Raw genomic sequence first — 22191 nt, 5'->3', positions numbered from 1 at the left:
GCTGTCCTTGGTCAAATGCGGGCGTCCGGCGCAAATCCCCGCAACATCATGGGTTTGCATGGCCGGCGTCCGATGCCATTAGAATTTTTGAAAATTCAATCATTACGATGGCATTTCGTCAAGTTGATTTATTTAATTGCGGCGACTGGGCCGCCTGGCTGTCGCCGCCGCCGCAACAAGGCCGGCGGATGCGCTTGTCCGCCCGGGGCCGGCTCGCCATACTGCCGGCATGAAATCCATTCCTGCAGGCCAGGACCCGCGCACGGTGGCGGGGACCAATCTGGAGCACGCCCGCGCGCACAACCGTCGCGCGGTGATCGAGACCATACGCCTGAACGGGCAGCTGACCCGCGCCGAAATCGCCCGCCTGACCGCCTTGACGCCGCAGACGGTGTCCAATATCGCGGCGGAATTGCTGGACGGCGGCATGCTGTTGGCCGGAGAGCCGATGCGGGAGGGCGCGCGCGGCCAGCCGGCGATACCCTTGAGCATCAACCCGGACGGGGCCTACTCGCTGGGCATTCAGCTGGACACCCAGTCGCTGATCGCGGTGGCGGTGGACTTGGCCGGTCAATGCCGCGCGCGAGTGGAGGCGCCGGTGAGGCGGCCGGATCCGCAACTGGCCTTGCCCTTGATCGAAGAGGTGGTGGGCCGGCTGCGCGCCGAGTCGGGCATAGACTGGGGGCGGGTGCTGGGCCTGGGTCTGGTGATGCCGGGCCCTTTCGGCGTCGAGGGCATGAGTTCAGTCGGCCCCACCACCTTGCCGGGCTGGGAGGAGGTGGACGCGGCGGCGCAGCTGGAGCGCAGGCTGGATCTGCCTGTCCTGCTGGAAAAAGACGCCACCGCGGCCGCCATCGGCGAGCGGCTGTACGGCCGCGCCGCCGCGCTGCGCAACTTCGTTTATCTGTTCATCGGCGCCGGGCTGGGAGCGGGCTTGTTCCTGGACGGGCGCTTGTACGCGGGCGTTCGCCACAACGCCGGCGAGATCGGTCACATGATCGTGATGCCGGACGGACGGCCCTGCGATTGCGGCAACCATGGCTGCCTGGAGCGCTATGTGTCGCTGCGCGCGCTGTACGAAACGCTGGGTCTGGCCGACGACGCGGAGCTGGCGGCCCGCAGTCTGCAGCGGCCGACGCCGGAGATCTGCTACGGCATCGAGCGCTGGCTGGCCACCGCTGCGCCGCCGCTGCGCCAGGCGATCAATATCCTGGAAAGCCTGCTGGACATCGAGGCGGTGGTGATAGGCGGTTTTCTGCCGCCGGCCTTGCTGGAGCAGCTGGAGCAGCGGCTGCATCCGCTGCCGGTATCTATCCGGCAAAGCTGCGGCCCGCGGGTGCTGCTGGGCGGAGCCGGCCGCGATACGGTGGCGCTGGGCGCGGCGGCCTTGCCGATCTTCGACGAGTTCAATCCGCAGTACGAGGTCTTGCTCAAAGCTTGAGAAGCGGTTGGCGATCCAGCGCGCCGGCGTCACGGCGAGATCTTTTTATGTCATTGGCTTGACCTGGCCATCGCGGCGCGTAAATATTGCCCATCATTAAAGCAAAACGCTTTATTTAATTGAACGGGGGTCGCGCCATGAAGATTCTGCTGAACCATATCGGTTTCGAACCGCAAGCGTCCAAGCTGGCCTTGTTGCAGGCGCCGGCCCAGGCCGCGCCGACGGCGCTGGTCTTGCTGGATGCCGAGGGGCGCGCCGCGACCGAAATTCCTTTGCAGCCGCAGGGCATGGCGGAGGGATGGCCGGAGTGGCATTACTGGCAGGCGGATTTCAGCGGCTGGACGCGGCCGGGCCGTTATCGGCTGTGGCTGCGGGACAGCGCGCCGCCGGTGATCAGCCATGAGTTCGAGGTGGGGCCGGGCTGCCTGGGCGGGCAGATGTTGTCCGACCTATTGCATTATTTCAAGTCGCAGCGCTGCAGCGGCCTTTACGACCAGGCGGATCGCGCGGCGCCGGAGTGGGGCGGCGAAGCGAGGCGGGACGTGCGCGGCGGCTGGTTCGACGCCTCCGGCGACTGTTCCAAATACCTGTCGCACCTGTCTTACGCCAACTTCATGAATCCGCAGCAGACGCCCTTGCTGGCTTGGGCGCTGATGGCCGGCCGCGAGGCGCTGCCGCCGCAGCCGCGCTGGTTCGACGAGCGCATGGTGGACGAGGCGCTGCACGGCGCGGACTTTCTGTTGCGGATGCAGCATTCGTCGGGGTTTTTCTATATGACGGTGTTCGACGGCTGGAGCAAGGCGCCGGAACAGCGCGAACTGTGCGCCTATTCCACTCAGCGCGGGCTCAAGTCGGGGCGTTTTCAAGCCGGCTTCCGCCAGGGCGGCGGCCTGGCGATCGCCGCGCTGGCGCGCGCGGCGGAGTTGCCGCGCGACGGCGAGTTCGGCCGAGGCGATTATCTGGCCGCGGCGCGGCGCGGCTTCGCCCATCTGCAGCAATACAATGCGCGCTATCTGGACGACGGCAGCGAAAACCTCATCGACGACTATTGCGCCCTGCTGGCCGCTTGCGAGTTGTACGCGGCCAGCGGCGAGCCGGTGTTCGCCGACGCCGCCGACCGCCGCGCGCGGCGGATGTTGGCGCGGCAGGACGAGGCGGGCCGCTTCTGGATGGACGCGGAGCGCCGGCGCAGTTTTTTCCACGGCGCCGACGCCGGCTTGCCCTATCTCGCCTTGTTGCGCTTCGCCGCGGTGTTGCCGGCTTCGCCGTTGGCGAGCGCCGCGCGGCAGGCGGTCCGGCGGGGGCTGGAGGCCGAAATGGCGCTGACGGCGGCGGCGGGCAATCCTTTCGCCTATCCGCGGCAATGGGTGGCCCGCGACGGCGAGGAGGGCGCGGCGCGCTTTTTCATGCCGCAAACCAATGAAAGCGCTTATTGGTGGCAGGGAGAAAACGCGCGGCTGGCGTCGCTGGCCGCCGCGAGCTGCGCCTTGGCGGAGAGGGAGGAGGGGGACGCTCGCGCGGCGATGCTGAAGTACGCGCAGGGCGCGCTGGACTGGATTCTGGGGCGCAATCCCTTCGACGTTTGCATGCTGCAGGGCTGGGGTCGTAATAATCCGCGCTATGAGCCGGGCTATTACAACGCCTGCGGCGGGGTGTGCAATGGGATCACCGCCGCGCCGGGCGCGGACGAGGGCATCGCCTTCCTGAGCCCGGAACAGACCGATATCAGCCAGTCCTGGCGCTGGACCGAGCAATGGCTGCCGCACGGCGCCTGGCTGTTTCTGGCCCTGGCTTTGCGTGGAAGGGCGGACGGCGCTTGAAATGCGAAACGCCATCGGCAAGCCGATGGCGTTCTGTTTCAGCGGCCCCCGCTGCCGGGGGCGTCTGAGATTTACTGCTGCTGGGTGCTGCGCGGACCGCGATTGCCCTGATAGCCGCCTTCGCGGCGTTGGCCTTGGTAGCCGCCTTCGCGACGATTGCCGTAGCCGCCGCGACCGCCGCCGCTGCCCGGACGGCGATCACCGTAGCCGCCTTTGCCGCTGGTGTTGCGACGCGGGCCTTTCGGCGGGCGACGGGTGGGTTCCATGCCTTCGATCACGCCTTCGGTGATCTGACGCTTCAGATACTGCTCGATGCGGCGCACTTTGTGGAATTCCTTGGACTCCGCCAGGGTGATGGCGGTGCCGTCGCGACCGGCGCGGCCGGTGCGGCCGATGCGGTGCACGTAGTCTTCAGCCTGTTTCGGCAGGTCGAAGTTCACCACGTGGGTGATGGTGGGCACGTCGATGCCGCGTGCCGCCACGTCAGTGGCCACCAGGATCTTGATGCGGCCGCGACGCAGATCGTTCAGCGTACGGTTACGCCAGCTTTGCGGCATGTCGCCGTGCAGGCAGGCGGCGGAATAGCCCTGGTCGGACAGCTTGTCGGCCAGTTCTTCGGAGTAGGCTTTGGTGGCGGAGAAAATCACGCACTGGTCGAAGCCGGACTCTTTCAGGATGTGATCCAGCAGACGGTGTTTGTGGTTCAGGTCGTCCGCGTACAGCAGGTGCTCTTCGATGGTGCCGCCCGAGGTCTCGGTGCGGGCGATCTCGATGCGTTGCGGATCGCGGGTCATCTTCTCGGCCATGCGGCCCACGGTGCCGTCCAGCGTGGCGGAGAACAGCACGGTCTGGCGGGTTTCCGGAGTGGCTTTGACGATGGTCTCGATGTCTTCGATGAAGCCCATGTCCAGCATGCGGTCGGCTTCGTCCAGCACCAGCATTTCCAGGCGGGAGAAGTCGATGCGGCCGGAGCGCATGTGGTCCATCAGACGGCCGGGAGTGGCCACGATCAGGTCTACCGGACGCGACAGCGCGCGGGTCTGATAGCCGAAGGAGGAGCCGCCCACCAGACAGACGGTTTTCATCCAGCGCAGGTCCTTGCCGTATTCCAGCGCGTTCTTTTCCACTTGCTGGGCCAGTTCGCGGGTCGGGCACAACACCAGTACGCGCGGGCCCTGGCCTTTGCCGGTGGAGCGCTCGGACAGCTTGGTCAGCGCCGGCAGCAGGAAGGCTGCGGTCTTGCCGCTACCGGTTTGGGCGGAAACCAGCAGGTCGCGGCCGGCGATGGCTGCGGGCACGGCTTGAGCCTGTACTTCGGTAGGGGAAGAGTAACCAGCGGCTTCCAGCGCGCGCAGGATGGTCGGGGCAATGCCCAGGTCGGAAAAATGCATGATGTCCTTTCAAGCCGGAAACTGCCGGCGTCACTTGTAGCCAGGTTGGTGGCGGTCGGTTATACGGCGCCTTTAAGCCGTAAATCATCGGCACTAACCTGACAAGCGGCGAACAGCGGTCCAGTCTGATGCGACATTATAAGCGTGGACGAAGCCTGGAAATGGTCAGGGACGATGAAGCAATCTCACTCGGGCTGAGGCGTGGTTTGGAATGCCCGGTGGAAACACAAGAGGCCGGACTATACGGTAAATCAGGCGGGTTTACAACTGTTTTTTCAAAACATGCCGGCTAAGTATTTGATTGTTTGCCGCTTGCCGCGGCGATTTTGCAAAAAAACTGTTGGAATCCGCAAAGACAACCGACGGCCAGGCTTGGACCAAGTGGCGTCCGCTTATGGAGATTTGCTGGCTTCTAACTACACTTCAACGATGACGGGCCACGCGTGAAACCTTCGTTGAGGGCTGGCAATGAGTGGAAAAAACAGATTCGCAAGCACGGACCGGGCTCACTCCTGGTTGATGTCCTGCTCCCCTGGCGCGGCCTATGCCGTTTGCGTCGCCTTGGCCCTGGCCTTGACTCTGGGCCTGGCGCTGGCGCTGACGGCGTGGCGCTTGCAGTCGCTGGCCGGGGAAAAGGCCGAACTGGTCGCCGGCCAGCTCACTTGGCAATTGTCGCCGGCGTTCGCCGCCTTGACGCGATTGGACACGCTGCCGCCGCCGGAGCCGGATTGCCGCGCCCAGACCCAGGCCTTGGCGGAATTGGTCCAGCGCACTTCGCTGGTGCGCTTCGCCCAGGCGCGCGGCGCCGGAGGCCTGCTATGCGCATCGCGGCGCGGCGCGGTTGTGGAGGCGGACGGCGTGGAAGGCGGGGCGAGCCTGTTGCCGGCCGGCAGCGGACAGTTGTTGCCTGGTTTGCGGCTGGCGCATACGGCCGGAGTGCTGGAGCTGGACGCCGGTCCGCTGGTCGCGCAATTGGCCCTGGCCGAGCGCGAAGGCGTGAAAGTGAGCCTGCTGGCCGGAGGGAGGGCCTTGGCCGCCAACGGCGAGGTCAGAGAGCAGGGCCCGGACGCGGGCGGCGAGGTGGCCTGGGTGCCGTCCGCGCCGGCGCGCATCGGCGTGTTGGCGGCGCCGCAATGGGGAGCGGCGCCCTTGCTGGTGCTGAAAACCCAGTGGCTGGCCTTGTTGCTGGCCGCGGCGCTGGGCTGCGGCATCGCCTGGGGCGCGCGCCGCGGTTCGGGCGGGCGCAAGGCGACGGGGTGGGAAATCTCCGAGGGCATTCGGCAAAAAGAGTTCTTCGCCCATTACCAGCCCATCGTCACCGCGGCCAGCGGCGAATGCGTCGGCGTGGAAGTGCTGGCGCGCTGGCGGCACCCGGTGCAGGGCAATGTGCGCTCCGAGCTATTCATCCAGACGGCGATCGAGGCCGGCTTGATCGTGTCGCTGACGCGCTACATGTTGCGGCGGGTGGCCGAGGAGTTGAAGCAGATCGTGCTGCCGCCCGGCTTTATGGTGGGGCTCAATATTTCCACCGAGCATCTGGCCTTGCCCGAATTGCTGGAGGATTGCCGGCCGCTGGTCAATCTATTGCGCGAGAAGCAGGCGCAACTGGTGCTGGAGGTGTCGGAGCGGGCGCCGCTGCAAGAGGCGTCCGGCGCTCAGAAGGTGATCAATGGTTTGCGGCAGATGGGGGTGAGGCTGGCGCTGGACGACTTTGGCGCCGGCTACGCCGACAAGACATATTTGAGCCGCTGGGGCTTTGATTATCTAAAGGTTGAAAAAGGCTATGTGTCCGCCTTGGGGCAGGATAGCCTGAAGGGCAATATTCTGGACGGCCTGCTCTTGTCCTCCAATGAAATGGGGGTGCAGGTGATTGTGAAAGGGGTGGAGACCCAGGGGCAGCAAAGCTATTTGAATGTGAAGGGCTTCGAGTATTTGCAGGGTTTTTACTTCGGCAAGCCGATGACCTTGAATCATTTCCGGCAGTGGCTGTATTCCGGCATCGCCGAAAGCCGTACCCGCCCCTCCGGCAAAAGGGAGGGCGGCGGCTGAAACCGGATCGCGGCTTGGGGCGACGGGGGCGCTTTGTTACAATGCGCCCTTTTTTGTTTCAGGAAAGGGGTAGGGAATGATGTATGCCGTGCAGCGTTATGCGGCCTCCCGTCCTTGGGCCAAGCGCGTCAGCCAGCTGTATGTTCAGGCTTTGCAGCCGTCCGCGGCGCGCAAGGACATGAAGGAAGTGATCAAGCGCGAACTGGAGCGCGCCGCCCAGGTGTTCGAAGTGGGGCAGCAGACCATTGTCGCCGAACTGGCTTTGGCGGAGTCCTGGGGCTGTTTCGCCCGCCATGGCCGCGTGATTTCCCATCTGGACGACGGCCTGGTGCAGGCCTTGGCCCACACCCGGCTGCCCTCGCAATTGCCGGATACGCTGAGCTTGCCGGCCGACGCCTTCTTTTTACATGTGCCGGGCGGCGGCGGGGCTTTCGTCTCGCATCAAGCGGAGCGCAAGGCCTTGCTGCTGACGCTGGTGGGCGAGGGCTTTTCTCGCGACGCCGCGCAATGGCTGCACGAGTCCGACGGGGTGGAGGCCCTGTTGGTCAGCTATCCGGGCGAACTGGCGCCGCAGATCGCGGCGGTGGCCGAGCGTTGGCAGGCCTTGTTGGCCGCGGTGCTCAACGGCCTGGCGATGATGACCCAGCCCAAACTGGAACGGGAGCAGGCCTGGCAGCCGGGCGCGCCGCAGCCATGGGTGGAGCAGGCCGGCGCGCCGGCTTGCGTCAAGACCCGGCAGCGCGGCCGCAGCCAATTGCTGAAAGCGGGTTTCAGCGAGGTGAGTTTCTGCCGTATTCCCGAGCTGGACGCCGCGCAGGCTTACGCGACCCAGGGTTACTGGCGGCGGCAGGCGTTTGGCGAAGCCAAGGCGAATTCGCGCCTGGTGTGGGTGGCGCCGAAATAAGAGCGGCGGCTTGGAGTCGGCTCTCAGTATTCCTGCAGCAGTTCGCGTATGGTGTCTCTGAGCTTGTTGGTGGAGAAGGGCTTGTCGCAGCAGGCCGAGACGCCGGCCGCCTCCACCTCGGCCAGCCGGTCGTGGTCGGTCTCGCTGGTGATCATCAGGATGGGCGTTCGCCCCTGAGCGCTGTTCTGACGGATGTGGCGCGCCAGCTCGCAGCCGTCCATGCCGGGCATGTGGTAGTCGACGATGATCAGCTGGAAGCTTTCGTTTTCCAGCAAGGGCAGCGCGTCGGCGCCGCTGGCGGCTTCGGTGAAGTGTTCGAAGCCCAGGCGCTCCAGCACGGCGCGCACATGGCGGCGCGAGGTCTGGCTGTCGTCGACGATCAACACCTGGACGTTGGCCAGATCCGTGTCCACCTCCATGGCCAGGCTCTCGGTATTGATGAAGTCCAGCGCGTTGGCCAGCACCTCGTCCAGTTGGCCGCTGGTGAAGGGCTTGGGCAGAATGCCCAGGCTGCCGGCCTGGCGGATGGGCTCCAGCCGTTCCGGATTGGTTTCGCTTGAGACCAGAATGAAGGGCATGCCGCTGAGATCGGCGCTTTCGCGCATCTGCTGCAGCAACTGCTGGCCGGTCATGTCGGGCAGATAGTAGGCGCTGATCACCAAGTCGGGGCGCGACTCGCGCGCGCGGTTGAGCAGCGCTTCGCCGTTGGGATGGATCTCCACTTTGGAGATGCCCATCTCGCCCAGCGCCTTGCTGATGATCTGCGCTTGCACATGCGACGGTTCCGCCAGCGAGATGATTAAATGTTGTACTTCCAGCATGCCTCTTCCCCCGCCTGTCTTCTCTATTTTCTCAAAGCCGCCCGCCAGCGCCGGCCAATGTCTGAGTGTCGGCGATTCCGGACGCGTCTTCAATGGTTCTTATGTTGGTTTGGCACGAATTGCGCGGTGCGGCAAGCAAAATCTGTCGCTTGGGCCGGAGGCGGCAAATCTTGCCGCTCATTGTTGCCGTTTGGGCCGTTGCGGCCGAGGGTTTGACGGATTGCCTAGAAAAATCAATGCGCTGGCGTGTCTGCATGGCTTGGCACGCTTCCTGCTTTAAGGTCGCCTCAAGGAGGCTGACATGCTAGACAAAATCGCCAAACATTTCGACTTTCAGCAGCGAGCGCTGAATTTGCGGGCCTATCGCACCGAGGTGCTGGCCAGCAATATCGCCAACGACGAAACCCCCAACTACAAAGCGGTGGATTTCGACTTCGGCAAGGCCTTGCAGGCGCAGACCGATGCGCAGGGTCGCTTGGCGATGAATCTGACCGATGCCCGCCACCTTGCCGGGGCCGGCGGCGCGGGCAACGGCGCCGCGCTGCAATACCGCGCGGCGGTGCAGCCCAGCGTGGACGGCAACACCGTGGACATGGATGTGGAGCGGGCGGCTTTCGCCGACAACGCGGTCCGCTTCCAGTCGACGCTGACTTTTCTGAACAAGCGGATCAGCGGCCTGAGTTCGGCGATCCAGGGCCAGGGAGGCAATAGCTGATGTCTTTGTCCAATGTGTTTTCCATTTCCGGTTCGGCGATGTCGGCGCAATCGATGCGCCTCAGCCTGGTGGCCAGCAATATCGCCAACGCGGAAAGCTCGACCAGCTCCACCGGCGAGCCCTACAAAGGGCGTCACGCGGTGTTCACCGCGATTCCGGTGACGGCGGCGCAGCCGCAGGTGGCCGGCGTGCGCGTGACCGCGGTGGTCGAAGACCAGACCCCGCCGCGGCTCAAGTACGATCCGGGCAATCCGCTGGCCGATCAGCGCGGCTATGTGACGATGCCGAATGTGAATCCGGTGGAGGAGATGGCCGACATGATCGCCGCCTCCCGCGCCTATCAGAACAATGTCGAAATCATGAATACCGCCAAGACGCTGCAGCAAAAAGTGCTGCAGCTTGGCCAGTGAGGAGTTAGGCGATGGCTAGCGCAAATCCTTATGACGTGTTGAACAGTCAGACTCAGACCAATCCGAACAGCAGCGTCAACGGCAGCAAGAGCAATTCCGGCGTGGTGGGCTCCAGCGCCAGCGACATTCAGAACACCTTTCTGAAACTGTTCGTGGCCCAGATGCGTTCCCAGGACCCGATGAATCCGATGGACAACAGCCAGATGACGGCCCAGATGGCGCAGATCAGCCAGGTGGGCGGCATTCAGCAGCTGAACCAGTCCATGCAGGCCTTGATCGGCGCGCAGGCGGCCTCCCAGTCGCTGATGGCGTCCAGCATGATAGGCAAAAAAGTGCTGGTGGCCGGCAGCAGCCTGCCCAAGCCGCCGGATGGCGGCACCACCCCGGCCGGCGTCTTGCTGAACGGGCCGGCGCAAACGGTGAAAGTCAACGTCAAGGACGCCAACGGCAATGTGGTTCGCACCATGACCATCGACAAGCCGGTGGCCGGCGTCAATACCTTCAGCTGGGACGGCAAGAACGACAAGGGCGAAGTGGTTCCGGCCGGCAAGTACAGCTTCAGCGCCGACGTGACCCAGGCCAGCGCCAACGGCAGCACCACGGCCGTGGCCTACAACACGCAAACGGTGACCGCGGTGGCGTGGGATCAAGGCGTTCCCGAACTGGTGCTGCCGGACGGCAGCCGCGCCCAATTGGGCGATGTGGCGCAGATGACCGCCTGATTCCACTGACCTCATTCGACTTCAAGGACTGACATCATGGGCTTTCAACAAGGTTTGAGCGGCTTGAACGCCGCCTCCACCCAGCTGGACACCATCGGCAACAACGTGGCCAACGCCAACACCGTGGGTTTCAAGAGTTCGCGCACCGAGTTCGCCGACATGTACGGCAACACCTTGTACGGCATCGCCACCACCACGCCGGGCATCGGCGTCAAGGTGGCCGCGGTGACGCAGAACATGAGCAACGGCAACGTGACCACCACGGGCCGCAGCCTGGACCTGGCGATCAACAACGGCGGCTTCTTCACCGTGGCCCAGCCGGACGGCACCTTGTCCTACACCCGCAACGGCCAGTTCCAGATCAACAATCAGGGTTACGTGGTCAACAACGGCAATTTCCTGCAGGGCTGGCAGGCGGACGCGGCAGGCAACATCACCCAGGGGCCGGTCAGCAAAATACAGCTGAACTCCAACCTGGTGTCGCCGCAGGCCACCACCAAGGCCACCCTCGGCATCAATCTGGATTCTCGCAGCACGGTGCCGACCGTTGCGCCGCTGGATCCGACCAATTCGGCCTCCTACAACTGGTCCAACACCAATACGGTTTACGACTCGCTGGGCAACCCGCACCAGGTGACCATGTACTATGTCGCCGGCGCGCCCACCGCCGCTGGCCGGACTTGGACCGCAACCGCTTATGTGGACGGCAACCCGGCCAATAACACGCCGCCCAACAGCAATAATTTTTCGTTGACCTTCAACACCTCCGGCGTGTTGACCACGCCCGGACCGTTCAATATCAACTTCACCCCCAGCCCGCTCAACGGTTCGGCGGTGCCGCAGACCGTGGCCTTCAGCTTCACCGGCTCCACCCAGGTGGGGCAGAACTTCGGCGTGACCACGCCGCCGACCATAGACGGCTCCGCGCCCGGCAATCTGAAGGGCATCAATATTTCGTCCTCCGGCATCATCCAGGCGACGTTCACCAACGGCCAGACCAAGACCATAGGCCAGGTCGCCTTGGCCAACTTCATCAACCCGCAAGGCTTGCAGTCCAAGGGCAACAATCTGTGGGCGCAGACCTACGATTCCGGCATCGCCTCCTACAATGCGCCCGGTACCGGCAATACCGGCACCATCCAGGCCGGCGCGGTGGAGGATTCCAACGTCGACCTGACCGCGGAACTGGTCAATATGATCACCGCGCAGCGCTATTACCAGGCCAATGCGCAGACCATCAAGACCCAGGACACCCTGGTGCAGACCTTGCTGAACATCTGATGAGCTGAGCGCGCGCGATGGATAGAATGCTTTACCTGGCGATGAACGGCGCCAAGCACGTGATGTGGCAGCAGGCCACCACCGCCAACAATCTGGCCAATGTGCACACCAACGGCTTCAAGGCCGACGTGGTGGCCTTCCGCGCCTTGCCGGTGGTGGGCGAGGGCGCGCCGACGCGGACCTATGTGGTGGACAACACCGTGGGCCACGATTTGAGCCAGGGCAGCTTGATGCACACCGGCAACGTCAGCGACTTCGCCATCGGCTCCAAGGGTTTCTTCGCGGTGCAGGCGCCGGACGGAGCCGAGGCCTATACCCGCGACGGCGGCTATGTGCTGGACGCCACCGGCATGATGCGCACCCGCTCCGGCCTGCCCATCATGGGCGACGGCGGTCCCATCGTGGTGCCGACCGGCTCCCGCGTGCAATTGGGCCAGGACGGCTCCGTGGTGGCGATTCCGCTGTCCGGCGCGGTGCGCACGCCGCAACTGGTCGGGCAGATCAAGATGGTCAACCCGGGCCCCAAAGAAGTGTACAAGGGCGAGGACGGCCTGTTCCGCATTAACGGCGGCGGCAACGCGGCCGCCGACGCCAACGTCAAGCTGGTGCCGGAAATGCTGGAGGCCAGCAATGTCAACTCGGTGGAAAGCCTGGTGCAGATGATTTCCCACGCCCGCCAGTACGACCTCAACGTCCGCCTGATGCAAACCGCGCAACAAGGCGATCAGCAGGCGGCTCAACTGTTGTCCACCAACGGTTAAACCATAATATGAGATTGCGAGCCGCGGCGGCCCTGTAAGGGAACGCGGCTCTGGAGACGAGGTAAACAAGCCATGATGCGCGCACTGTATATCGCCAAGACCGGCATGGATTCCAGCCAGTTCCAACTGGACGTGGTGTCCAACAACCTGGCCAACGTCAATACCGTCGGCTTCAAGCGTAGCCGGGGCATTTTCGAGGACTTGTATTACCAGACCCTGCGCCAGCCCGGCGCGCAGCTGGCCAACGGCAATACCACGCCCACCGGCTTGCAGGTGGGCACCGGCTCGGCGGCGGTGGCCACCGCCCGCATCCACTCCCAGGGCAATACGACCCAGACCGGGCAGCCGCTGGACATGGCGATCTCCGGCGAGGGCTTCTTCCGCATTCAATTGCCGGACGGGACCACCTCCTATACCCGCAACGGCGAGTTCAAGCGCAACTCCAACGGCGACGTGGTGAATCCGGACGGTTATCCGCTGAACCCCAATATCAATATTCCCGGCACCGCCAACCAGATCACGGTGTCCTCCGCCGGCGTGGTGCAGTACTTCTTGCCCAATAATCCGGCGGCGCAAACCGCGGGCACCATACAGCTGACCACCTTCATCAACCCGCAGGGTCTGGAGAGCGTGGGCAATAACCTGTATCTGCAATCCGCGTCCTCCGGCGATCCGCAGGACGGCGATCCGCAGACCGATACCCGCGGCGCGGTGCGTTCCGGCTTCGTGGAAGCGTCCAACGTCAACGTCACCGAGGAACTGGTCAATATGATCACCGCGCAGCGCGCTTTCGAGATGAACTCGCGCGCGATCACCACCGCGGACCAGATGCTGCAGAAACTGAGCCAGCTGTAAGCAAGAACGGGCCGCCGGCTGAGGCGGCCGATTCGGATTTGAATTGACGAGGTGTTTGATGAAGGCGATGGCGATGGCGGCGATGTTGGCCGCACTATTGAGCGCTTGCGTGACCCAGGAGCCGCCGCTGGTGCAGCAGCCGACCAGCGCGCGTCCGCAACCGCAGCCGGTCAGCATGCCCAGCAACGGCTCGATTTTCCAGGCGGCCAGCTACCGGCCGCTGTTTCAGGACCGGATGCCCGCTTATGTCGGCGACACCCTGACTGTGAACATCCAGGAAAACTCGTCGACCTCGGCTTCCGAGCAGACCACCAATACCCGAACCTCGGGCCTGAACAGCAGCATCAACGCCGGCATCAAGATTCCCTTCCTGCCCAGCGGCGCCGCCGGCGGTTTGGCCGGCGCCAATTTCGGCGGCTCGGGTTCGGCCAACAATACCGGCAAGGGCGACAACAAGGTGGCCACCTCCTTCGTCAGCTCCATCACCGTCACGGTGCTGGAGGTGTTGCCCAACGGCAATCTATCGGTCAGCGGCGAGAAAGTCGTGAGGGTGAACAGCGACACCGAATCGATCCGCCTGTCCGGCGTGATCAATCCGCGCGATATCGGCGCGGACCGCAGCGTGTCTTCGCTCAAGGTGGCGGACGCCCGCATCGAGCAGCAGACCAAGGGGACGCACCGGCTGTACAATGAGCCGGGTTGGCTGGCCAAGTTTTTCATGAGTATATTGCCGATTTAACGGATTACCGGCCCGGGCGCGGCCATCTGGCGGGCGCGGCGGGCTGAAAGCGGGCGAAAATGAAGCGATTGATGTTAGCGATGCTGCTGGCGCTGGCCGTGTTTCCGGCCATGGCCGCGCAGCGTTTGAAGGATCTGACCAATGTCGGCGGGGTGCGTCCCAACCAGTTGATAGGCTACGGCCTGGTGGTGGGCCTGGACGGCAGCGGCGACAAGGTTACCTCCTCGCCCTTCACCGGCCAGGCGATGTCCAATATGCTGAATCAGCTGGGCGTGCAAGTGCCTCCGGGCACCAAGCTCGATCCCAAGAACATCGCCGCGGTCACGCTGACCGCGACCTTGCCGCCGTTCGCGCGGCAGGGGCAGGCGATAGACGTGACGGCCTCGTCTATCGGCGATGCCAAAAGCCTGCGCGGCGGCACCTTGCTGCTGTCTCCGCTGAAAGGCGCGGACGGGCAGATTTACGCGATGGCGCAGGGCAATGTGGTCGTCGGCGGCGCCGGCGCCTCGGCGGGCGGCAGCTCCGCCCAGATCAATCAGCTCAGCGTGGGCCGCATTCCGGCCGGCGCCACGGTGGAGCGCGAAGTGCCCACCGCGCTGGGGTCCGGCGAATTCGTCAATCTGGAACTGCGCGAGTCCGATTTCACCACCGCCAACCGCGTGGTGCAGGCGATCAACAAATCGTTCGGCCAGGGCACCGCGCGCGCGGTGGACGGCAGGCTGATCGAAGTGCGTGCGCCGTTCGATCCGGACCAGCGCGTGCAGTTTCTGTCCAAGATGGAAAATATTGCCGTCGACCCGGCAGATGTTTCCCCCACCGTCATCATCAACGCCCGCACCGGCTCCATCGTGATGAATCAGGCGGTGACCCTGGCGCCGTGCGCGGTGTCGCACGGCAACTTGACGGTGACCGTCAGCAACACGCCGCAAGTGAGCCAGCCCAACCCGCTGTCCGGCGGCAAGACCACGGTGACCAACCAGGCCGACATCAGCATCAACACCCCGGGCAGCAAGCTGATCAGCCTGCCCAACGGCGCCAATCTGTCCCGGGTGGTGGCGGCGTTGAACGCGCTGGGCGCCAACGCTCAGGATCTGATTTCCATCTTGCAGGCGATGAAATCCGCCGGCGCGTTGAAAGCGGATCTGCAGATTATCTGAGCGCCGCCAGGACGGCGAACAAAAAGACGGCCGCGCGGCCGTCTTTTTATTCCTGGCCCGAATCTTGCTATTAGCTGGATTCCAGGAGCGAGAAATGACGATTCAGTCCATCAATGCCGGCGCCGTGAGCGCCAACGATTTGCTAAACCGGCAGCTGGCCGTGGATCCGAACCAGCTGAACGAGCTGCGGGCGCAGGCGATCAAGGACCCCAAGGGCGCGGCGAGACAGGCTGCGTCGCAGTTCGAGGCCTTGTTGATGAGCACCTTGCTCAAGAGCATGCGCGAGACCAAGTTCGACCCGGAAGGCGAGTCCAACGATTTGAGCACCTACCAAGGCCTGTACGATCAGCAACTGACCCAGGCTTTGAGCTCCAACGGCGGCCTGGGGCTGGGCGATATGCTGTATCGCCAGATCGCCAAGCAGTCGAACTTCGATCCGGACGACAAGAGCGCGCGCACGATTTACGCCGCTCCCGGTCCGCAATTGGCCGCGCGTCCGGCCGGCGGCGCCAAGGCCCTGCAGGCCTACCAGGAAGCGCAGCAGACCGCCGGCGCGGTGTTGAGCTTGACGGCTCCGGCGGCTCAGACCAAGGCCGAGGCGGCCGGCAAGGGCGGCAGCCGCGACTTCGCCGCCGAAATGCTGCCGCATGCCCGCACGGCCGCGGCCCAGCTGGGCGTGGCGCCGGAAGCCGTGGTCGCGCACGCGGCGCTGGAAAGCGGCTGGGGCAAGCGGGCGATCCGCCATCCGGACGGCAGCAACAGCCATAATTTGTTCGGCATCAAGGCCAGCGGCGATTGGCAGGGACGCACGGTCAGCGTGATGACCACCGAATACGAGGGCGGCGTCGCGCAGAAGCGGGTGGAGAAATTCCGCGCCTACGGTTCTTATTCCGAGGCCTTCAGCGACTACGCCCGTTTGTTGAAGGATTCGCCGCGCTACAAGAGCGCGCTGAACCAGGGGCAGAATATGTACGGCTTCGCGCATGCGCTGCAATCCGGCGGCTACGCCACCGATCCGCGCTACGCGCGCAAGCTGGTGGACGTGGCGGCGACTTTGGCGCAGCAAACCACGCGCAGTTAAGGACAAGGCAGCGGCGGCCGAGCTTGCACTTCAGGGTCAAGTTTTGGCGCGCCGGGCCGATAAGGCAAAGAGAGGTAAATCATGAGCTCCAATATTTTCTCGATCGGCGTGAGCGGACTGAATGCGGCTCAAACGGCTTTGTCGGTAACCGGCAACAACATCGCCAATGTCTCCACGCCGGGGTACAACGTTCAATACATCACCCAGGCCGGCCGCACGCCGCAATATCAGGGCTTCGGCTTCCTGGGGCAGGGCGTGGACGTCACCAATGTGCTGCGCACCTATGACAAATTCCTGTCCGGCCAGGTGCAGACCGCGCAGACCAACAGCAGCTATTACAGCACCCAGGTCAAGCAGCTGAATCAGATCAACAATCTGATGGCGTCGACCGATGTGTCCATTCTGCCCGCCTTGCAGGATTTCTTCGGCGCGATGCAGACGCTGTCTCAGCAGCCGGACGCCATTCCCAGCCGGCAGACCGTGCTCAATATGGCCCAGGCGCTGAGCACCAAGTTCGCTACCGTCGACGGCCAACTGCAGCAACTGCAGTCCGGCGCCAACGGCCAGATCAAGAGCACGGTGGACAGCATCAACTCGCTGGCCTCGCAGATCGCCAGCCTCAACACCGAAATCGCCGCCTTGACCGGCGGCAATCAGCTGAGCGCGCAGCCCAATACGCTGATGGACCAGCGCGATCAGGCCATGCTGGAATTGAACAAGCTGGTCAGCGCCAAGGCCGTGCCGCAGGCGGACGGCACTTACTCGGTATACGTCGGCAACGGCCAGACCCTGGTGACCGGCGGTCAGACCAATACCCTGGCCACCCAGCCGCTGCCCAGCGATCCCACCACCTTGCAATTGGTGTTCAACAATCCCAACGGCACGGTGACGGCGATTCCGAACAATCTGATGTCCGGCGGCCAACTGGGCGGTTTGCTGAACTTCCGCGACGGCCCTTTGTTGCAGGCCCGGCAACAGCTGGGCACGATGGCGATCAACTTTTCCGCTTCGATCAATTATCAGAACCAGCTGGGCGTGGACAATACCGGCGCCGCCGGCCTGCCCATCTTCAACGATCTGAGCAGCTACGCCGCCAATCCGCAGAATGCGGCCAGCAATCTGCAAGTGCTGATGGGCGATCCCAATAAACTGGCCACCGCGTCCAATATGGTGTCCACCGGCGGCGCCGGGGGCAACGGCGTCACCATGAGCGGCGTGTGGGCCACCTTGCCGGGCGGTTACGCGGGCAGCATCAACAGCGTGCCGCCGGTCTTTCCCGGCACTGGCACGCATCCGTCCATCGGCATGACCGGGATGACCATCACCGCAGCGGGCAGCCCGGCGACGATGACGGCCTCCATCGCCGGCCCCAACGGCGGCGGACCTTACAATGTGGTGCCGGTGGGCGGCGGCGCCAGCAATAGTTTCAAACTGCAGACCACGGCGGTGCCGCCGGTGGACGTGGGCGTCAGCTTTCAGCTGTCCGGCGCGCCGATCAACGGCCAGACCTTTACCGTGGGGCCGGCGCCGGCAGGGACCAAGCCGCCGCCGGGCGACAACACCAATTTGCGCGAGCTGCTGGCGCAGCAGAACCTCAAGCTGATGGGCAATCAGTCTTACGGTTCGTATTATTCGACGTTGGTGGCCTCGGTGGGCAACCAGACCAATACTGCGCAATTGCAGTCCGCGGCCATGCAGACTACTTTGAAGCAGACCACGGAAAGCCTGTCCAATGTCACCGGGGTGAGCCTGGATCAGGAGGCGGCCAATCTGATCAAGTACCAACAGTCCTATCAGGCGTGCAGCAAGGTGATACAGGTGGCGCAAACCACCTTCTCCAGCATTCTGAACCTGATGGGCTAAGGAGAGACCGATGCGTATCAGCTCCAACAATATTTATCAGTCAGGCCTGAACAATATGCAGAGCCTGCAGGCCAACATCTACAAGCTCACCATGCAGATCGACAATCAGCAAAGGGTGGTGACGCCGGCCGACGATCCGGTAGCCGCGGCGCGCATTCTGCTGATCAGCCAGTCGCAGGGACAGAACAGCCAGTACATCAACAACACCCAGGCGGTCAGTTCCTGGCTGTCGCTGTCGGAAACCGCGATCAAGAGTTCGTCGGACCTGATGGCCAGCATGAAGAGCCTGGCGATTTCCGCCGGCAGCGGCGCGTTGAGCCCAACCGAGCTGCAGGCGATCCAGAAGCAGCTGCAGGAAGGTATCACCGAGTTGACGACTTACGCCAACTCCACCGACGGCCGCGGCAATTATCTGTTCAGCGGCAACAAGACCGATACGCTGCCCTTCGCGGTCAGCTTGTCGGCGGTGCCGCCGGCTTCGTATCTGGGCGATACCGGCCAGCGCAGTGTGCAGATCAGCGCTTCGCAGCAGATGACGATTTCCGATCCGGGCAGCACGGTGTTCGGCACGCCCGGCGGCAGCGCCACCGCTGCCTTCGACGGCCTGATCCAGCTGAACACTCTGCTGGGCCAGAATCCCAAGCCCGCCAACTTCGGCACCCAGCTGAACAGCGCGATCAACGCCATCGATGCGGCTCAGCAGCAGATGTCGCTGTCTTTGGCGTCCATCGGCGCCCGCGGCCAGCAGAACGACAATATGCAGAATGTCGGGGGCAGCCTGAAACTGCAATACGCCAGCAGCATCGGCGATTTGCAGGATCTGGACATGCCGCAGGCGATATCGGACTTCACCTTGGCGCAGACTTCGTTGAAGTACAGCCAGCTGACCTATAACAAGGTGACTCAGCTTTCGCTGTTCAACTATATCTCCTAATCCGGCGTGCGCCGGACAAGACAAAGGCCGCGTAAGCGGCCTTTGTCGTTGGCGCGGGCCGGGTTCAGCCGTAGACGTCCACCTGGCTGATGCGGCCGGCGCGGCCGTCTTCGGTCAGGTAGACGCCGGAGCGACGAATATCGGCCTGGGACTGGTTGTCGGCGTTCTTGATGCTGAACGGGCTGTCCACGCTGGGCAGCAGGATGGCGCCGATGCCCAATTCCTTCAAGCCCATCAACTGGTCCTTGTCGCCGTCGCGGCCGGACCAGAGCTTCAATTGCGCGAACGCGGCGTCGCCGTCGTCCAGCACGCCGTCGCCGTTGCCGTCCAGCTTGGCCAGATCGGCGAAGCCGTTGCCCGATTGGGTGCCGAACAATTCCTTGCCGTCGTTGATCTTGCCGTCGCCGTTGCGGTCCAGGGCCAGCCAGCCGCCGTTGTTGATGAAGGGCAGCTGGCTTTGCTGGCCCTTGCTCTGCAGATCGAAGCTGACGCTGGCGCCGCTGAAGCTGCCGGCGTCGTTGCCCAGGCTGAGCATCAGCGGGTCGGTGGCCTTGCCGTTGCCAAACTGTATCGTGCTGCTGCTGTGGTATTCGAAGCTGCGGCTCATTTGCACGTCCAGCGCGAAATTGAACTCGCGTCCGTCCTGGGTCTTGATCGAGCCCTTGGCCGAAAACGCCAGGCTTTCGCTTTCCTGGTAGTCGACGGTCTGTTTGAACTCGCCGCCGGCGCGCGCTTGCTGCGACTGCGGGGCAGAGGACTGGCCGGATCGCGCGGGGCGCGAGTCGGCGGATGGCTCATCTTGGCCGTCGTCTCTTTGCAAAGTGCCGTCAACAACCTTGAACTTGACGCCCAGCACCTTTTCCAGAATGTCCTTGATCAGCCCCAGCATCGGCGTCATGCCATCGGCGAAGGCCTTGTCCTTGGCGCTGGCGTTGACGCCGTCGGAGCTTAGGCTGACGTCGGAGGAGGGTTTGGCCGGAGGGGAGGACGGGGGCAGCTGCACCCAGGTGCGGCTTTGTTGTTGAACGCTGAGACTTTGGCTGAAGCTGTATTGGCTGCTCATCGACAGCGCCATGGACGCGACTCGCATTGCAGACTCCGGAACAGGAAGTGTAGGTGAACTGATATCGTCAATCCGGAGGGAAACTTGATGGCGTGGAAACACCTAGCCGGCGGGCCGGCCGGGCGATAGGCCTTAATTGCGCGCGGGCTGGATGCTGAGGGTTTCGATATGGTCGATCTGCATGATTTCGCGCGACAGATCCACGACATTGATCAGGTCGCGCCGGTTTTGCGCGGAGACCAGAAAGCTCCACTCAGTGGCGTCCGGGCCGGCGTTCAGCGCGATGCTGTCCTCGTGCAGGCGCACGCCGAAGCGGAGCAGGCCGGCGCTGAGCGTCTGCACTGTCCATTGGTATTCCGGCTTGAAGCGGATGACGATGAACAGGCTGAAGCGGCGCGGCAAGCGGTTCTCCATCTGATTGATGGAGAGCATGCACAGCACGCACAGCAAGGTGATGGCGATGGCCGCGGCGTAGAAGCCTACGCCGACGAGGATGCCGATCACCGAGGACATCCAGATCGAGGCGGCCGAGGTCAGGCCGCTGATGCTCAGCCCTTCCTTCATGATCATGCCGGCGCCGAGGAAACCGACGCCGGTCAGCACGCCCTGGGCCACACGGGTCATGTCGCCGTGGGTCATGTCGGGATAGAGGCCGCCGTACCAGTAGCCGGAGTAACCGACGATGCTGATGGCCGCGGCGGAGGCCATGGACACCAGGCCGTAGGTGCGCATGCCGGCGGCGCGACCGTTGAACCAGCGCTCGTAACCCACCAGACAACCCAGCAACAGGCCGCCCAATAGGTTCAGCGTGATCAGCAGATTCACTTCCCACTTGGGGGTGGACCAGTACTGGCCGATCAGTTCGGAAAAGGATAGTGCCATGCGGGCTCCTGCGGCGCTTTGAAACGGCGAACGGACCGACGATAGCAAGTTGCGAGGCCGGCGGCTACTGGCTTGAGGGCGCGGCATGCACAGGGGCGAGGAGGCGAGGCAAGACGGCGATGTGATTTTTCACGTTCCGGGCGGGCTTAAGTTTGCCAGTAGACGGCCGCCTTGTGATGGTGACGGCAGCAATGCCGGACCAACCAACCTGACTTCTGGAGCAAAAGCTATGCTGAGCCTGCACACCAATATCGCCGCACTGAACACCAAGTCCAACCTGACCGGCACCCAAACCGCGCTGTCCACCTCGATGACCCGTCTGGGCACCGGCTTCCGCATCAACTCCGCAATGGACGACGCTGCCGGCCTGCAGATCGCTACCCGTCTGGACGCGCAAAGCCGCGGTATGCAAGTGGCGATGAAAAACGCGCAGAACGGCATCTCCATGCTGCAAACCGCCGAAGGCGCGCTGAACGAAGTGTCCAACATCCTGCAGCGCATGAAGGACCTGTCCACCGAAGGCGCCAACGCCACCTCCACCAAAGCCGACAAGAGCGCGATGCAGTCCGAATTCGCCGAACTGGGCAAGGAACTGACCAACATCATGAAGAACACCTCCTTCGGCGGCGAGAAACTGCTGCAAGGCGGCAAGCTGACCGATGAGATGAAGTTCCAGATCGGCGCGTCGGCCGACGAATCCATGACGGTGAACATGAAGGATGGCATGACCGCGCTGAACGACGCGCTGGGCAGTGTTTCCAAGACCTTCTTCAAGGACGATGCCGCTGGCACCGCTTACGCCACCGCCGTTAAGACCGCTACCGATGCGATGCCGGCTCTGGTGACCGCGACGAATACCGCAAAAGCCGACTACGACGCCGCTCCGACCGATCCGGCCAAGAAAACCGCTTACGAAACCGCGCTGAAGGCTCAGCAAGACGGCCAAGCCGCGCTGGACAAAGCCGCCAAGGGCGACGAAATCGGCAAAACCGACACCATCAACACCATCCAGGCCGCTCTGGATTCGGTAGGTTCGGTTCGCTCCTCCCTGGGCGCCAACGCCAACCGTCTGGACCACGTGAACAACAACCTGGCCAACGTGAACAACAACACCCTGGCCGCCAAAGGCCGCATCATGGACACCGACTACGCCAACGAAAGCGCCAGCATGACTTCCAAGCAAATGCTGATGCAAGCCGGCACTTCCATGCTGAAGCAAAGCGGCAGCATGAGCAGCCTGGCGATGTCCCTGCTGCAGTAATCGCGATTCAGCGTCGATCCGGCGCGAATCTGGAGCCAGCT

Annotated in this window: 20 protein-coding genes; 16 read left to right on the top strand and 4 right to left on the bottom strand. The window is 63.7% G+C overall.

The window, feature by feature from the left end; genetic code table 11:
* Positions 1-229: 229 nt before the first annotated feature.
* On the top strand, positions 230-1441 hold the full coding sequence (locus tag AB1Z25_RS12355; RefSeq protein WP_227107905.1) for an ROK family transcriptional regulator: 1212 nt from the start codon (positions 230-232) through the stop codon (positions 1439-1441).
* Positions 1442-1578: 137 nt separating this feature from the next.
* On the top strand, positions 1579-3261 hold the full coding sequence (locus AB1Z25_RS12350) for a glycoside hydrolase family 9 protein (protein WP_253314871.1): 1683 nt from the start codon (positions 1579-1581) through the stop codon (positions 3259-3261).
* Between the two features lie 71 nt (positions 3262-3332).
* On the opposite strand, the gene AB1Z25_RS12345 is transcribed toward AB1Z25_RS12350, so the two are convergent.
* Positions 3333-4652 (bottom strand): DEAD/DEAH box helicase, encoded by a 1320-nt coding sequence (locus AB1Z25_RS12345; protein WP_107799626.1) that lies wholly within the window; start codon positions 4650-4652, stop codon positions 3333-3335.
* A gap of 519 nt (positions 4653-5171) precedes the next feature.
* On the opposite strand from AB1Z25_RS12345, the gene AB1Z25_RS12340 reads away from it, so the two are divergent.
* Positions 5172-6701: an EAL domain-containing protein gene (locus tag AB1Z25_RS12340; RefSeq protein WP_227107908.1), complete on the top strand. Its 1530-nt coding sequence runs from the start codon at positions 5172-5174 to the stop codon at positions 6699-6701.
* A 76-nt stretch (positions 6702-6777) separates the two neighbouring features.
* Positions 6778-7605 (top strand): AcrVA2 family anti-CRISPR protein, encoded by an 828-nt coding sequence (locus AB1Z25_RS12335; RefSeq protein WP_227107910.1) that lies wholly within the window; start codon positions 6778-6780, stop codon positions 7603-7605.
* Positions 7606-7628: 23 nt separating this feature from the next.
* On the opposite strand, the gene AB1Z25_RS12330 is transcribed toward AB1Z25_RS12335, so the two are convergent.
* A complete protein-coding gene (locus AB1Z25_RS12330) occupies positions 7629-8426 on the bottom strand; it encodes a response regulator (RefSeq protein WP_107799623.1) in 798 nt (265 codons plus the stop codon).
* A 301-nt stretch (positions 8427-8727) separates the two neighbouring features.
* Between AB1Z25_RS12330 and flgB the strand changes: the two genes are divergently transcribed.
* The 11 genes from flgB to flgL all read left to right on the top strand — a co-directional run bounded on the left by flgB (position 8728) and on the right by flgL (position 18944).
* Positions 8728-9141, top strand: coding sequence for a flagellar basal body rod protein FlgB (gene flgB, locus AB1Z25_RS12325; protein WP_019102825.1), 414 nt, complete (start codon positions 8728-8730; stop codon positions 9139-9141).
* Positions 9141-9551 carry a flagellar basal body rod protein FlgC gene (flgC, locus tag AB1Z25_RS12320; RefSeq protein ID WP_019102824.1) on the top strand — a complete coding sequence of 137 codons (411 nt, stop codon included), beginning with the start codon at positions 9141-9143 and terminating at the stop codon, positions 9549-9551. Before flgB ends, flgC begins: the two co-directional genes overlap by 1 nt.
* An 11-nt stretch (positions 9552-9562) precedes the next feature.
* Positions 9563-10273, top strand: coding sequence for a flagellar hook assembly protein FlgD (locus AB1Z25_RS12315; protein WP_486635364.1), 711 nt, complete (start codon positions 9563-9565; stop codon positions 10271-10273).
* Positions 10274-10309: 36 nt separating this feature from the next.
* Positions 10310-11554, top strand: coding sequence for a flagellar hook protein FlgE (flgE, locus tag AB1Z25_RS12310; RefSeq protein WP_235088229.1), 1245 nt, complete (start codon positions 10310-10312; stop codon positions 11552-11554).
* 17 nt (positions 11555-11571) lie between these two features.
* Positions 11572-12315, top strand: a complete 744-nt coding sequence (locus AB1Z25_RS12305) for a flagellar basal body rod protein FlgF (RefSeq protein WP_107799621.1) — start codon at positions 11572-11574, stop codon at positions 12313-12315.
* A gap of 72 nt (positions 12316-12387) precedes the next feature.
* Positions 12388-13170, top strand: a complete 783-nt coding sequence (gene flgG, locus AB1Z25_RS12300; protein WP_253314873.1) for a flagellar basal-body rod protein FlgG — start codon at positions 12388-12390, stop codon at positions 13168-13170.
* 58 nt (positions 13171-13228) lie between these two features.
* Complete coding sequence (locus tag AB1Z25_RS12295; protein ID WP_107799619.1) at positions 13229-13909, top strand: flagellar basal body L-ring protein FlgH; 681 nt, start codon at positions 13229-13231, stop codon at positions 13907-13909.
* Between the two features lie 80 nt (positions 13910-13989).
* Complete coding sequence (locus AB1Z25_RS12290; RefSeq protein WP_370445216.1) at positions 13990-15066, top strand: flagellar basal body P-ring protein FlgI; 1077 nt, start codon at positions 13990-13992, stop codon at positions 15064-15066.
* Between the two features lie 94 nt (positions 15067-15160).
* Positions 15161-16147 carry a flagellar assembly peptidoglycan hydrolase FlgJ gene (flgJ, locus tag AB1Z25_RS12285; RefSeq protein ID WP_107799617.1) on the top strand — a complete coding sequence of 329 codons (987 nt, stop codon included), beginning with the start codon at positions 15161-15163 and terminating at the stop codon, positions 16145-16147.
* 81 nt (positions 16148-16228) lie between these two features.
* On the top strand, positions 16229-18010 hold the full coding sequence (gene flgK / locus AB1Z25_RS12280) for a flagellar hook-associated protein FlgK (protein WP_486635363.1): 1782 nt from the start codon (positions 16229-16231) through the stop codon (positions 18008-18010).
* Between the two features lie 10 nt (positions 18011-18020).
* A complete protein-coding gene (gene flgL, locus AB1Z25_RS12275; protein ID WP_227107915.1) occupies positions 18021-18944 on the top strand; it encodes a flagellar hook-associated protein FlgL in 924 nt (307 codons plus the stop codon).
* 64 nt (positions 18945-19008) lie between these two features.
* On the opposite strand, the gene AB1Z25_RS12270 is transcribed toward flgL, so the two are convergent.
* Both AB1Z25_RS12270 and AB1Z25_RS12265 read right to left on the bottom strand, forming a co-directional pair.
* Positions 19009-20034, bottom strand: coding sequence for a hypothetical protein (locus tag AB1Z25_RS12270; RefSeq protein ID WP_486635362.1), 1026 nt, complete (start codon positions 20032-20034; stop codon positions 19009-19011).
* A gap of 105 nt (positions 20035-20139) precedes the next feature.
* Entirely contained in the window at positions 20140-20889 is a 750-nt protein-coding gene (locus AB1Z25_RS12265) for an MgtC/SapB family protein (protein WP_227107917.1), read from the bottom strand.
* Positions 20890-21118: 229 nt separating this feature from the next.
* On the opposite strand from AB1Z25_RS12265, the gene AB1Z25_RS12260 reads away from it, so the two are divergent.
* Positions 21119-22150, top strand: a complete 1032-nt coding sequence (locus AB1Z25_RS12260; protein ID WP_227107918.1) for a flagellin N-terminal helical domain-containing protein — start codon at positions 21119-21121, stop codon at positions 22148-22150.
* The last annotated feature ends 41 nt before the right edge of the window (positions 22151-22191 follow it).

The organism is Chromobacterium sp. HL1 (genome assembly GCF_057418835.1).
The sequence above is the reverse complement of the archived record's forward strand: the minus strand, read 5'-3'. Positions and strand labels throughout refer to the sequence as shown.